Annotated in this window: 11 protein-coding genes; 9 read left to right on the forward strand and 2 right to left on the reverse strand. The window is 60.4% G+C overall.

The window, feature by feature from the left end; genetic code table 11:
- Window positions 1-20: 20 nt before the first annotated feature.
- Entirely contained in the window at window positions 21-515 is a 495-nt protein-coding gene (locus tag CWC48_RS24060) for a DUF1543 domain-containing protein (protein WP_078048795.1), read from the reverse strand.
- Between the two features lie 106 nt (window positions 516-621).
- Between CWC48_RS24060 and CWC48_RS24065 the strand changes: the two genes are divergently transcribed.
- Window positions 622-1,443, forward strand: a complete 822-nt coding sequence (locus tag CWC48_RS24065) for an aldo/keto reductase (protein ID WP_078048794.1) — start codon at window positions 622-624, stop codon at window positions 1,441-1,443.
- A gap of 52 nt (window positions 1,444-1,495) precedes the next feature.
- On the opposite strand, the gene CWC48_RS24070 is transcribed toward CWC48_RS24065, so the two are convergent.
- A complete protein-coding gene (locus CWC48_RS24070; RefSeq protein WP_078048793.1) occupies window positions 1,496-2,011 on the reverse strand; it encodes an Hcp family type VI secretion system effector in 516 nt (171 codons plus the stop codon).
- 441 nt (window positions 2,012-2,452) lie between these two features.
- Here CWC48_RS24070 and tssA point away from each other — a divergent pair, with 441 nt between their 5' ends.
- From tssA to CWC48_RS24110, 8 genes are read left to right on the forward strand one after another with little or no spacing between them, the layout of a single operon-like run.
- Window positions 2,453-4,006: a type VI secretion system protein TssA gene (gene tssA / locus CWC48_RS24075; protein WP_100490484.1), complete on the forward strand. Its 1,554-nt coding sequence runs from the start codon at window positions 2,453-2,455 to the stop codon at window positions 4,004-4,006.
- Between the two features lie 32 nt (window positions 4,007-4,038).
- Complete coding sequence (gene tssB, locus CWC48_RS24080) at window positions 4,039-4,536, forward strand: type VI secretion system contractile sheath small subunit (RefSeq protein ID WP_078048791.1); 498 nt, start codon at window positions 4,039-4,041, stop codon at window positions 4,534-4,536.
- Between the two features lie 28 nt (window positions 4,537-4,564).
- Window positions 4,565-6,040, forward strand: a complete 1,476-nt coding sequence (tssC, locus tag CWC48_RS24085) for a type VI secretion system contractile sheath large subunit (RefSeq protein ID WP_078048790.1) — start codon at window positions 4,565-4,567, stop codon at window positions 6,038-6,040.
- Between the two features lie 14 nt (window positions 6,041-6,054).
- The gene (gene tssE / locus CWC48_RS24090) at window positions 6,055-6,456 is read left to right on the forward strand and encodes a type VI secretion system baseplate subunit TssE (protein ID WP_100490485.1); all 402 of its coding nucleotides are present in this window, start codon (window positions 6,055-6,057) and stop codon (window positions 6,454-6,456) included.
- A complete protein-coding gene (gene tssF / locus CWC48_RS24095) occupies window positions 6,446-8,233 on the forward strand; it encodes a type VI secretion system baseplate subunit TssF (RefSeq protein ID WP_100490486.1) in 1,788 nt (595 codons plus the stop codon). Before tssE ends, tssF begins: the two co-directional genes overlap by 11 nt.
- The gene (gene tssG / locus CWC48_RS24100) at window positions 8,197-9,204 is read left to right on the forward strand and encodes a type VI secretion system baseplate subunit TssG (RefSeq protein WP_100490487.1); all 1,008 of its coding nucleotides are present in this window, start codon (window positions 8,197-8,199) and stop codon (window positions 9,202-9,204) included. The genes tssF and tssG overlap by 37 nt, the downstream gene beginning before the upstream one ends.
- Window positions 9,205-9,216: 12 nt before the next feature.
- Window positions 9,217-11,649 carry an AAA family ATPase gene (locus tag CWC48_RS24105; protein WP_100490488.1) on the forward strand — a complete coding sequence of 811 codons (2,433 nt, stop codon included), beginning with the start codon at window positions 9,217-9,219 and terminating at the stop codon, window positions 11,647-11,649.
- On the forward strand, window positions 11,646-13,178 hold the full coding sequence (locus CWC48_RS24110; RefSeq protein WP_099491641.1) for a sigma-54-dependent Fis family transcriptional regulator: 1,533 nt from the start codon (window positions 11,646-11,648) through the stop codon (window positions 13,176-13,178). The genes CWC48_RS24105 and CWC48_RS24110 overlap by 4 nt, the downstream gene beginning before the upstream one ends.
- The last annotated feature ends 10 nt before the right edge of the window (window positions 13,179-13,188 follow it).

The following is a 13,188-nucleotide window of genomic DNA, read 5'->3' on the forward strand; positions in this document are numbered from 1 at the left end:
ATACCCCGTTCGGGTAGGGTTCAGGTCAGGACGATGTAGTCGTTCTGCTGGATGATCGGTCGGTGCGGGCCCTGCACCAGGTGGACATAGCGACCGTCCACCAGGTCGATGGGCAGGCAGTCGTCGATATCCAGCACGCCATCGGTGTGGGGCTGGGACCAATGGCGCAGCATCTGTTGCTTGCCCTTGCTCATGGCCTCCTGTTTGTTGCGCGCCACCACCAGCAGGTAGTGGTGGGCTTCGCCAAAGCTGTTGGCCTCGTAACCGCCAAGGTTGATGAAGTACAGGTGGTGGGCGCCGGCGGCAGGTGCCAGAGGGCTGATGTCGACTTTCCAGCCGTCGACGCCATCCACCGCCATCCACGAATCGATATGCACGCCTTTTGGGCTGCCGAACCAGTCGGCGCGCAGTTGCGGGTAGGCCGCTTCCAGCGTGTCCGCCACCGCAAACACCACATCGTGAACTTCAATTTTCGCCCGTGGGTGCTTACCCCCGAGCATGACGACAAACAGCATTGCAGGTTCTTCCTGGCGACTTGGCAGAGGCTAACCATACTTCGATTGAACCCTTTTGTCCGGCCAATGCCACACTGTTAATCCGCGAACTCATCAGGAGGTTGTCATGCGTACCATTGATCTGGCGGGCGTTCCCGTCCCAGTCATCGGCCAGGGAACCTGGCGCATGGGCGAAAACCCCGACCAGCACCGCGCTGAAGTCGCGGCGTTGCAACTGGGCATCGACGAGGGCATGACCCTGATCGATACGGCCGAAATGTACGGTGAGGGCGGTGCCGAAACGGTGGTCGGCGAAGCCATTCGTGGGCGCCGCGACCAAGTGTTCCTGGTGAGCAAGGTCTACCCGCACAACGCCAGCCACAAAGGCGTGCCCCGTGCCTGCGAAGCCAGTCTCCAACGCCTGGGCACGGACTACATCGATCTGTACCTGCTGCACTGGCGCGGCCAGTACCCCTTGGAAGAAACCGTCGAAGCCTTCGAGCGCCTGCGCGAGGCCGGCAAGATCGGACGTTGGGGCGTCTCCAATTTCGATGTCGCCGACCTGCAGGAACTTGCATCCCCGGCCTGCGCCACCAACCAGGTGCTCTACAACATCGAAGAGCGCGGCATCGAGTTCGACCTGCTGCCCTGGTGGCAACAGCACCACTTGCCCTTGATGGCGTACTGCCCAATCGCCCAGGGCGGCGAACTGTTGTCCAGCCCGACCCTCAAGCAGATCGCCCGCCGTCACGAGGTCACACCCGCCCAGGTTTCCCTGGCCTGGGTGCTGCGCCAGGACGGCGTCATCGCAATCCCGAAGGCCGTCACCCCCGAGCATGTGCGACTCAACGCTGCCGCCGCCAAGCTGGTGCTGGATGAGCACGACCTCGACGCCATTGATCGCGTGTTTGGCGCACCCCAGCGCAAGCACCCGCTAGCGATGGTCTAGTCGCCTGTCAGGCGCGGCGCCGTCCTTGGCGCCGCACCTGGGTAGGCCCGGTTTAACCCGCTACCGGGCTGCGCCAGTCATCCGACCCGGAAGTGCCGGACACTTCATGGGTCCACACGATCTTGCGATAAGTGAAGTACACATCCTCCAGGTGGGTGAAATGGGCGTTGTCCGGGTCCTGACAGTTGGGCATGCGTGACTGGATGTCGACGATGGTTGCACCCTCCAGTTCGATGGTGAAGTAGTGCTCCTGGGTGCCGGCTGACGAAGTACGCAGCCATTCCAGCCGGCACTTGACCTCTTCACCGCTGGTCAATGCGCTGAACAGCAAAGGTGAGGACTTATCGAAGACTTTGCTGATCATCAAGGGCTTGTGGACCCTCTGGCCGGTTGGCTGGCCCGATTGTGGGTCGCGCGGAATGATCACCTGGTGGGAGAAGCCCTGGACCAGGATCTGGTCTTCATGGCCTTCCTGGTAAATGTTGCCTACCGAGTCCTGGGTAAACGTGCCTGCCGTGATCAAACCTTGTTTTACACCGGTAACGGAGAGATACGCGGGTGTTGGCATGACGGAGTTCCTTGTCTGATTGATGAGGTAGTTCCAACCGAAACGTTTGTCGGCTGGGTAAGTTGCCTATAACAAGAAACGTGCCTGAAAGTGTTCCGGTCAATGAAATAAGGGGTGTGATGTTGTTGGGAGGGTGATGATTAGTTAGTTGCGGCAACACAACTAGAGTTTATGGGTGAAAGGGTGCGCGTTAGTGCGCATTTATTTGCTCATGTTATTGGTGTTGTAAATAAACGAATTTTCACAGGAGTAGTTGGAGCGGGTGCGCAAAATGCTGCGCACTCGATAAATTAAGGGTCTTGTAGGAAAAAGATTAAGTAACGCTCCATTGCTTGCTGAATGTTTTAGGCATGACTAAGGTTCGTGAGCTTCGCAGGAAAGCCAGCGAAGTTTAAAGGGGTAGTTGCCTCTGCTTGTTTCGTTAGTTGCGCAGGACGCCGCATGTCTTATTCAGACAAACTTTATGATCATTACCTTGAACTTGCACGGTCGCCTTGCATGCAAACACGTTTTGCCGGCGAAGACGTGCGGTTTTCGAGTGAGTATGAAGTTCTGGAATCTGAGCTGGCCAAGGCGCAATCGATGCATGGCAACGGTCAGCCTGACTGGCACAAAGTGCTGGAGACCGGCGAGTGGGTGTTGCGCCAGCAGTCCAAGGACCTGAGGGTGGCGGTGTGGCTCACCTGGGCATTGCACCAGCGTGAGTCCTACCCGGGGTTGCTGGCCGGGCTCGGGTTGCTGCGCTACCTCTGCGACCATCATTGGCCGCAGGTCTATCCCGAAAAACTGCGTACCCGAGGGGCGGCCTTCGGATGGTTGGTCCTGCGCCTTGAACCCCTGTTTACCCAAGGCCTGGCACTCCAGAACCAGCTGCCGTTGTTTCACGCCGTGCATGAGCACTTGGTGCGTCTTGATGAGGTGTGGGCCGAGCACCTGGGAGATGACGCGCCGTTGCTGTTGCCGATTCGCAGGCAATTGGCCCAGCGCCTGGAGCGTGCTGCGCAGGGCGATTCCCCTACGCCAGGGTTGAGCGGTGTCATTGCCCACGTCAAGCAAGCCACCAGCCAACTGCTCAAGCCCGAGGCCGTGGTGGACAGCGAAAAAGACGCCCATCGGTTACTGCGCGCCTTGCAGGAACAGGCCCGTCCATTGTGTGCATGGTGGTTGCGTCAGAACGCCACTGATCTACGCGCATTGCGCCTGAATCGAACATTGATGTGGCTGGCACTCACCCGCTACCCGGACGCCAGCAACGAACGCGTCACCGCTCTGCGTGGGCCCGCCCCAGACAAGCTCAAACGGTACCAGGCGCTTTTCACCCAGGGGCATCACGCCGACCTGGTGCTTGAACTTGAGGCCAGCCTGGCGGGTGCGATGTTCTGGTTCGATGGGCTGCACCTGCTCTGGCAATGCCTTGACGCGTTGCAAGCCGAGCAGGCCAAGACCGAACTGGAAGTGACGTTTGCACTGTTGTTGCAACGCCTGCCGGACTTGCCAGCGTTTTGCTTTCACGACGGCGTACCGTTTGCCGACGCCGCCACTCGCGAGTGGATCACGCTGCAGGTGACGCGTCACCTGCAAAACCCTGAGTCGCCCGCGGTGGTTGTGGATGCCGAAACCGAACCCTGGGAGCTCGCCTTGCAGGCTGCCACGCCTCGCCTTCGAAAAGACGGGCTCAAGGCTGCTATTCAAGCTCTCAAGCCCGGCATGCAAGCCGCGCACAGTGATCGCGCACGCTTTTATTGGCGGTTGGCCCAGGCGCGCCTGTGCATCAACGCGGGCAAGCATGAGCTGGCGAAGATCCAGCTCGAACACCTGGACCTCGAACTGCAACGTACCGGCCTGGAGCGTTGGGAGCCGGAGCTGGCGCTTCACGTGATGCAGCTTCTGTACCGCTGCTGCGACCTCCTGCCGCAAGACCACGCCGTGCGCGAGCGCAAGGAAGACACCCATCGCAGGCTGTGCCTCTTCGATCTGGAAGCGGTACTTGAATAGGCTTTCGAGCCACTTGAAAAAGGAAAGACACCATGGCCAAAGAAGGTTCGGTAGCCCCCAAGGAACGCATCAACATCACCTTCAAACCCGCCACCGGCGGGGCGCAGGAAGACGTTGAGCTGCCGTTGAAACTGTTGGTGCTGGGGGATTTCACCCAGCGTGAGGATGCCCGCAAGCTTGAAGACCGCAAGCCCATCGCGATCGACAAGAACACCCTCGATGACGTGCTGGCCAAGCAGGCATTGAGCCTGACGCTGAACGTGCCCAACCGTCTGCAGGAAGAGGCAGACGTTGAGGAACTGGCGATTCAGCTGCGCATTAATTCCATGAAGGATTTCAATCCGGCGAACCTGGTTGAGCAGGTTCCCGAGTTGCACAAGCTGATGGCCCTGCGCGAAGCACTGATGGCGCTCAAAGGGCCCTTGGGCAACACGCCGAGCTTTCGCAAGGCAATCGAACAGGCCCTGGCAGATGACGATTCCCGCGCCAGGGTCCTGGCGGAGCTGGGGCTGGACACTCCTGTCGCCTGACATTCTTCAGTAAAAGGACACTGACCGCATGACCACACAACAACACTCGCTGCCGGCACAAACCGCTGAACACCACAGCATTCTCGACACTATCGTTGCCCAGACCCTGCTGAACGTGGACGACGAGGCGTATGGCATTGCCAAGAGAGGCGTCTCGGCATTTATCGAAGAATTGATCAAACCGCAGAATCAGGGCGAGCCGGTCAAAAAGCGCCTGGTCGACCGGATGATCGCCGAGATCGATGCGAAACTGAGCCTGCAGATGGACGAGATCCTGCACCACCCGGACTTCCAGGCCCTGGAAGCGTCCTGGAAGGGGCTGCAGTTGTTGGTTGACCGCACCAACTTCCGCGAAAACATCAAGATTGAGCTGCTGAACGTCTCGCGCCAAGACTTGCTGGACGACTTCGAAGACTCACCGGAAGTGACCCAGTCCGGGTTGTACAAACACATCTACAGCGCTGAATACGGCCAGTTTGGTGGCCAGCCCGTCGGCGCGATCATCGCCAATTACTTCCTGTCCCCCAGTGCGCCTGACGTGAAGCTGATGCAGTACGCGTCCAGCGTGGCCTGCATGGCACATGCGCCGTTTATTGCCGCTGCGGGGCCGGCGTTCTTCGGGTTGGAAAGCTTCACCGGCCTGCCGGACCTCAAGGATCTGAAGGACCATTTCGAAGGCCCGCAATTTGCCAAGTGGCAAAGTTTTCGCCAGAGCGAAGACGCACGCTACATCGGGCTGACGGTGCCGCGTTTCTTGCTTCGTACGCCCTATGATCCCCTTGAATGTCCGGTGAAGACCTTCGCCTACCAGGAAAACGTGGTCAACAGCCACGAGCACTACCTGTGGGGCAATACGGCCTATGCGTTTGCCACGCGCTTGACCGACAGTTTCGCGCGGTTCCGCTGGTGCCCGAATATCATCGGCCCGCAAAGCGGTGGGGCGGTGGAAGACTTGCCGTTGCATCACTTCCAGAGCATGGGGGAGATCGAAACCAAGATCCCGACCGAAGTACTGGTTTCTGACCGCCGTGAGTACGAGCTGGCGCAAGAGGGCTTCATCGCCTTGACGATGCGCAAGGGCAGTGACAATGCGGCGTTCTTCTCGGCCAGCTCGGTACAAAAACCGAAATATTTCGGTATCAGTCCCGAAGGTAAGGAAGCCGAGCTGAATTACCGCCTGGGTACGCAGTTGCCCTACATGATGGTGGTCAATCGCCTGGCCCACTACCTCAAGGTGCTTCAGCGTGAACAACTGGGTTCGTGGAAGGAGCGCACCGATCTGGAGTTGGAGCTCAATAAATGGATTCGCCAGTACGTCGCCGACCAGGAAAACCCCAGTGCCGAAGTCCGTGGGCGACGGCCCCTGCGCGCAGCCCGCATTGTGGTCAGTGACGTCGAAGGCGAGCCCGGCTGGTACCGCGTCAACCTGAGCGTGCGACCGCATTTCAAATACATGGGGGCTGACTTCACGCTGTCCCTGGTTGGCAAGCTCGATAAAGAATGAGCAGAGCCCAGGGAATGACCTACCACCGAAGCCTTTTCGAGCGACTCGAACGCCCGGCAGCCAACCCCGACTCTGGCGTGACCTCTGTCGCCATCCATCTGGGGAAAATGCTTAGCATCCGTGCGGGCAGTGCGCAGACATTGCCGGACTACGGCTTGCCCGACCTCAATGACATGAATCAGAGCCTGCATGAATCGTTGAGTCAGTCGCGCCTGTTGATCGAGCGATTTATCCGGGCTTACGAGCCGCGTTTGAGGGACGTGCGGGTCAGGTCATTGCCCCAGGATCATGACCCTTTGGCCCTGGCGTTCGCTATTGAGGCGACGCTGGTGGTCAAGGGTTCCCGGCAGCCCGTGGTGTTCACCGCGCGCCTGAGTGACGGCGGCCGGGTCGAGGTATTGCCGGATGTCGTTTAACCGTTATTACCAAAGCGAGCTCAGCGCCTTGCGGCAGCTCGGGCGACGGTTCAGCGAACGCAACCCGGCGCTCGCGCCCTTTCTTGCCGAGTCTGGCCAGGACCCGGATGTCGAGCGTTTGCTGGAGGGCTTTGCGTTTCTCACCGGTCGCTTGCGCCAGAAGCTGGATGACGAGCTTCCAGAGCTGACGCATTCGTTGATGCATTTGCTCTGGCCCAACTACATGCGCCCGGTCCCTGCGTTCAGCATCCTGCAATTTGATCCACTCAAACACTCAGGCCCAGGTGTGTGGGTCGCGCGGGACACAACGGTTGAAAGCACCTCGGTCAATGAAGAACGCTGTCGCTTTCGTACCTGCTACGACACGCAGGTCCTGCCACTGCAACTGAATGCGCTGGAGCACATTGCCCAGGGCGAGCGGGCGGTATTGAGCCTGCGCCTGGGCATGAGCGCCGAAGGTAATTTCAGCGAGTGGACCTTTGATCAGCTGCGCCTGCATCTGGCGGGAGATCGCTATATCAGCCAGGCGCTGTATCTGAGCCTGTTGCGTCAACTTGAAGGCATCGAGGTGCTGCCTTTTGGTGACGATGGCCTGCCATTGATTGGGGCGGACGGGCAGGTGCTGTCATTCCGGCTGGGTGCCGATCAGGTGCAGCCTGTGGGGTTCAGTGAGGAGCAAGCCTTGATCCCGTATCCGCAGAATACCTTTCGCGGGTATCGACACCTGCAGGAGTACTTCGCCTTTCCCGACAAATACCTGTTTGTCGACGTGGGGGGATTGGATGTACTGCATCGGTTGCCTGGCGAGTTGCTCAAGCAGGTGAGGGGGGTGGTGTTGCGTTTTGAATTGCGCTGCCCGTGGCGTGAGTCCCAGAAGCCTACCCTGGAAAACGTGAAGCTGTACTGCACACCCATCGTCAACCTGTTCAAGCATGACGCAGTGCCGATTCGCCTGGATGGCAAGCAGGATGAGTACCTGCTGATTCCTGGCGAATACTCACGGGAGAATGCGTGTGTCTTTTCTGTAGACCGCGTCACCGGTTGGCAGCCTGGAGGGCTTGGGTACCAGGCCTACGTCCCGTTCGAGTCCTTCGAGCATCACGGCGATACCCACCCGTCTGGAGGGGCTCCAAGCTACAGCATTCGCCAACGGCCTTCGGCACAGCATGCCGGACTCGATACCTGGCTCGGGTTCGGCAGCGGGCTGGTGCTGTACCAGCAAACACTGTCGATCGAAATGACGTGCACCAATCACAACCTGCCGAGCCTGCTGCAGGTAGGCGACATCAACCAGCCTGGCGAACAGATGCCCGAGGGTTTGTCGTTCCGCAATATCTGCGCACCGACTGCCAGCTTCTCCGCACCCCTGGACCAGGACTTTCTATGGCGACTGATCAGCAACATGTCGCTCAACTACCTGTCATTGAGTGACATCAATGCCTTGCGGGTGGTCCTCGAAACCTACGACGTGCCGCGCTACCACGATCGGCAAGCCCAAAAGGTCAGCGCAAGGCGGTTGGGCGCGATGCGATCGGTCAGTCACGCAGCTGTTGATCGGCTGCACCGTGGCGTGCCGTTTCGCGGCGTGCGCATCGACTTGGTCATCGATCCACAGGGCTTTCTGGGGCAGGGCGAAGTGTTTTTGTTTGCGTCGGTGCTCAACGAATTCTTTGCGCTTTACGCCAGCCTCAACGCCTTCCACGAACTCAGAGTCACCAGCACACAAGGAGACGTGTACCTATGGCCACCACGGATGGGGCTGCAACCCCTGCTTTGACGCAACTGTGCCGAAGCATTCGCGAATACACGCTGTTCCAGGCGGTTCTGCAGGTCATCCAGCGCCTGCGTGATACCCATCCGCTGCTGGATGACGACGCGCTGTACGACCTGTTGGAGTTTCAAGCCAACCCGGGCCTGGGTTTTCCGGGACACGATATTGATCGAGTGGAGTTTTTCATTGAGCACGATCAATTGCGTGCGCGTTTGCGCCTGAACGTGTTGGGCCTATGTGGCGCGGGGTCGCCCTTGCCGGCGTTTTATGCCGAGCAGGCCTGTGCCGACGGAGCGCCAGGCAGGGCGACCCGCGACTTCCTTGACATGTTTCACCACCGTCTGCAACGGCTGATGCTGCCGATCTGGCGCAAGTATCGCTATCGGACGTGTTTCCAGGCAGACGCCAGGGATGCTTTTTCCGAGCAGATGTTTGCATTGGTCGGGTTGAGAGGGCAGCAGATTCGCAGTGCTGCGCCATTGAACTGCACACGGCTGCTGCCCTACCTGGGGCTGCTCAGCCTGCGCGCGCATTCGGCCGCCTTGATCGAGACGGTGCTGCGTTACTACTTCAAACACAACTGCTTGTTCATCGAGCAGTGGGTCCAGCGCAGGGTTGTCATCGCTGCGTCACAGCGAAATCGCCTCGGTGCTGCGAACAGCATGCTTGGCCACGACCACGTGCTGGGGAGCCGGGTCGCGGATCGAAGCGGCAAGTTCAGGGTGCATCTGCAAGGCCTGGGCTGGCAGCAGTTCCATGGGTTTCTGCCTACCGGTGCTGACTACCCGCTGCTGTGCTCATTGGTGCGGCTGACGGTGCGTGACCCCTTGGAATATGACCTGCGGCTCGTACTGGCCAAGGCTGAAATCAGGCCGCTGCACTTGGGTGAAAACAACGTATGCCGGCTCGGCTGGACCAGTTGGCTGGCGCATGAATGCGCCGACGGTGTGGTCATTGTGCCGAGCACCGCTCACTAGGGATGAATCATTATGATGAATGTGGACCTGCAACAACTTATCCAGACATTGACCCTCCCGACCCGTCGAGACCTGGAGCGCGCAGCCGAACGGTGCGTCACGCGCGGCGGCAGGGAAGTGCTTGTAGAGGACCTGTTGCTGACCCTGCTGGAACAGCACGACGGCCTGTTGATGCGTGCCTTGGGGGATGCAGGCATCGAAGCCGGCGACTTGCACGCAGCGCTGCAACCTAAAGGCGAGGCGAGCGCGTCGCGCAATCCTGTGTTTGCCCCGGCGCTCGTGCAATGGTTGCAACAGGCCTTGATGGTTGCCCATCTGGAGCTGCGGCAAACTGACGTCGATCACGCAGCGTTGCTGCTGGCGCTGTTGCGTCACCCGCTGCAACACGCAGGCAGCGCTTATCAGCGGGTGTTAAACCGTTTGGATGCCACGCGTGTGCTCGGGTTTGCATTGAGCCAGGCGCCCCAAACGGCGCCTGCGCCGAGCAGTGAGGCCTTGCTGGGGCGCTTCACCCATGACCTGACACGCCAGGCTCGCGAAGGTCACATCGACCCGGTGTTGTGCCGTGACGCCGAGATCGGTCAGTTGATTGACATACTCATGCGTCGGCGCAAGAACAATCCGATCCTTGTCGGTGAAGCCGGTGTGGGCAAGACGGCCGTTGTCGAAGGCCTCGCGCTGCGTGTCGCCGCCGCACAGGTGCCGGGCGCGCTCAAGGACGTGCGGGTGTTGACCCTGGACATGGGGCTGCTCCAGGCCGGGGCGAGTATCAAGGGCGAGTTCGAGCGGCGCCTCAAAGGTGTGATCGACGAGGTCAACGCCTCGGCAAAACCTGTGATCCTGTTCATTGACGAGGCGCACACGCTGGTGGGGGCGGGCGCCCAGGCCGGTGCGTCCGATGCGGCCAATCTGCTCAAGCCGGCCCTGGCCCGTGGTGAGCTGCGCACCATCGCTGCGACCACCTGGACGGAATACAAGAAATACGTCGAGAAAGATCCGGCGTTGGCGCGGCGTTTTCAACCTGTGCGGGTTGGGGAGCCGAGTGTCGACCAGGCGATTTCAATCCTGCGCGGGTTGGTCCCGGTGTATGAGCGCAGCCACGGTGTTTACGTGCGCGACGATGCTGTTGTCGCGGCGGCGCAGATGAGTGCCCGCTACCTGGCCGGGCGGCAGTTACCCGACAAAGCGGTGGATGTGCTCGACACCGCCTGCGCTCGTTTGCGTACCCGTCGGGAGACACCGCCCGAAGCATTGCAGCACCTGAACGCGGAGCTGGCCGAAGGCGCGCGGCAACAGCAGGCATTGACTCGCGACCGGGATGCCGGGCTCAGTGTGGATGAACAGGTCTTGCACGCGTTAAGCCTGCGCATGAACGCTGCGGACGATGAGCGTCAACACCTGGAGCAAGGCTGGCGAGAACAGCAGGCATTGGCGCCGCAGGTGTGCCCGCGCCTGGTGGCCCAGGTTATCAGTGCCTGGACCGGTATCCCGGTTGAGCAACTGGCATTCGAGCACAGTGCACGGGTGCTGGGCTTTGCCGATGCGTTGCGTTCGCGCATTCGTGGCCAGGAGCAAGCGATACAGGCCTTGGACCGCAACCAGCGGGCCGTCGCTGCGGGGCTCAATAAGGCCGACGCACCGGTGGGTGTCTTCCTGCTGGCCGGCCCGAGTGGGGTGGGCAAGACCGAGACTGCGATGGCGCTTGGCGACTTGCTGTACGGCGGTGAGCGTTTTGTCACCACGCTCAACATGTCCGAATTCCAGGAAAAACATTCGCTGTCGCGGTTGATTGGCGCGCCACCCGGTTATGTCGGTTTCGGCGAGGGCGGCAGGCTGACGGAGGCCGTACGCCAACGCCCGTATTCGGTGGTGCTGCTCGATGAGGTCGAGAAGGCCGATCCGGAAGTGTTGAACCTGTTCTATCAGATTTTCGACAAGGGCCTGGCCAATGACGGGGAGGGCCGGGAGATCGACTTTCGCAACACCCTGATCCTGATGACATCCAACCTGGGCAGTGAGTGCATCGGCCAATTATGCGCAGACGGCCAGCGGCCAGATGTGCAGGTACTGCAAGAGGCGATTCGCCCGCTGCTGCGCGACCACTTCAAGCCTGCGTTGCTGGCTCGGATGCGCGTGGTGCCGTATTACCCGATCTCGGACGAAATCCTGCATGACCTGGCAAGGCTCAAGCTCGAAAGCCTGGAACAACGTTTGCACCTGCGCAAGCTTGCCTTCAGCTATACGCCGGAGCTGGTCGCACACATGGCCGAGCGGTGCACCCACGCTGACAGCGGTGCCCGTTACATTGACCAATGGATTGAGCGCCATCTGTTGCCGCAGGTGGTGGACCGATTGCTGGAAGCCATGGCCCAGGGCGAAACGCTGTCACGGGTGCATGCTCGCGTGGACAGTGAGGGCTATCCCCTTTGTGAGTTCAGCCAATGAGGGATACCGCGTTTACCCCGATCGCCCAGCCCCAGGCCAACGCCGACCAACTGCTCGCCTGGTTCATTCGCCTGGGCATCGACGGCGAAGAAACCACGTTGCCCGGCCTGTGTGTCGCGGCGGCGGCGCAACTGAGCCAGTGTGAACTCAGCCAGTTGTACGGGCGCAATGAGTCCACCGGCCAGCTTGCACTGATTGCCCAGCATTTGCCCGGTGCGCAGCCCGCCGTCGATCCGGCCTGCACTCAGGATTTTCAGCATGAACAAGTGTTGAACCATGTACTCAGCCACCGCGCCGCCTTCAGCCTGGAAGAGCTCAACGGTGGCGTATACAAATGCGGCTTCCTGCCTGCGCTGGCGTCACCTTGGCGAGCGTTGTTATGCGTCCCGTTGTTCAATCGAGACAAGGCCATCATCGGCGTGTTGCTGTGTGCCAGCCAGCGTCCGCAACACTTGCAGGAGTGCAGCGACGCCTTGAGCCAACTGGGCAGCTTTGCCCTGATTCAATTGGCGTTGCAGCGTCGCACGTGTTCCGAAGGCCGTTTGACTCAAACGTGTGACAGTACGCCACCACCCCGTGCGGCGCTGGGTTTGATCGGCAGCAGCACCGCCATGGACGAAATGTATCGGCTGATCGGCAAGGTTCTGCATGCGCCCTATACCGTGTTGTTGCGCGGCGAAACCGGCACCGGCAAGGAGGTGGTGGCGCGCGCGATCCACGCTGCCGGCCCGCGCAGCCGCAAGGCATTCGTGGTGCAAAACTGCGCGGCGTTTCCCGAAGGGCTGCTGGAGAGTGAGCTGTTCGGTTATCGCAAGGGCGCATTCACAGGGGCGGAGCGCAACCACACCGGGCTGTTCGACACGGCTCACGGCGGCACGCTGCTGCTGGACGAAATCGGTGATATGCCGCTGTCACTGCAGGCCAAGTTATTGCGGGTCCTGCAAGAAGGCGAAGTTCGCCCATTGGGCGCGACTACGGCGCATAAGGTCGATGTGCGCATCATCGCCGCGACTCACCGAGACCTCGCCGCGATGGTCGCCCAAGGCAGTTTTCGCGAAGACCTTTACTACCGGCTGGCGCAATTTCCCATCGAGCTGCCGCCCTTGCGTGAACGCGAAGGTGATGTGTTGCTGTTGGCCCGTGAATTCGCGCAACAGGCTTCTACTGCGCTTGGGCGTGAGCCGGTGATGTGGTCCAACGCTGCCCTTGATCAGCTCTCGAGCCATGCGTTCCCCGGCAATGTCCGTGAACTCAAATGCCTGGTTGAGCGCGCGGTGCTGCTCTGTGACGACGGTGTGATCCTTCCGGCGCATTTGCCCTTGTCTGCGCCCCCTGCCAATGCACCCGTCGATGCGACGTTGCGCCAACGCCTGGAGCGGGTCGAGCGGGTATTCCTGATCGATTGCCTGCACAAGAACCGTGGCAATCGTACCCGTACGGCTCGTGAACTGGGCGTCGCACGGCGCACGCTGCTCTACCGTCTGGCGCGTTTGAAGATCCCGGTTGGAGATGCCCGTGAGGAGTGCTGAGTGGGAAACG

It is taken from the genome of Pseudomonas sp. S10E 269, assembly GCF_002798465.1.
Classification (GTDB): Bacteria; Pseudomonadota; Gammaproteobacteria; order Pseudomonadales; family Pseudomonadaceae; genus Aquipseudomonas; species Aquipseudomonas pergaminensis.

Coding starts and splice junctions, on each gene's coding strand:
- CWC48_RS24105 (WP_100490488.1), top strand. CDS start 9,217: ATGATGAATGTGGACCTGCAACAACTTATCCAGACATTGACCCTCCCG.
- tssG (WP_100490487.1), top strand. CDS start 8,197: ATGGCCACCACGGATGGGGCTGCAACCCCTGCTTTGACGCAACTGTGC.
- CWC48_RS24070 (WP_078048793.1), bottom strand. CDS start 2,011: ATGCCAACACCCGCGTATCTCTCCGTTACCGGTGTAAAACAAGGTTTG.
- tssB (WP_078048791.1), top strand. CDS start 4,039: ATGGCCAAAGAAGGTTCGGTAGCCCCCAAGGAACGCATCAACATCACC.
- tssC (WP_078048790.1), top strand. CDS start 4,565: ATGACCACACAACAACACTCGCTGCCGGCACAAACCGCTGAACACCAC.
- CWC48_RS24060 (WP_078048795.1), bottom strand. CDS start 515: ATGCTGTTTGTCGTCATGCTCGGGGGTAAGCACCCACGGGCGAAAATT.
- CWC48_RS24110 (WP_099491641.1), top strand. CDS start 11,646: ATGAGGGATACCGCGTTTACCCCGATCGCCCAGCCCCAGGCCAACGCC.
- tssA (WP_100490484.1), top strand. CDS start 2,453: ATGTCTTATTCAGACAAACTTTATGATCATTACCTTGAACTTGCACGG.
- tssF (WP_100490486.1), top strand. CDS start 6,446: ATGTCGTTTAACCGTTATTACCAAAGCGAGCTCAGCGCCTTGCGGCAG.
- CWC48_RS24065 (WP_078048794.1), top strand. CDS start 622: ATGCGTACCATTGATCTGGCGGGCGTTCCCGTCCCAGTCATCGGCCAG.
- tssE (WP_100490485.1), top strand. CDS start 6,055: ATGACCTACCACCGAAGCCTTTTCGAGCGACTCGAACGCCCGGCAGCC.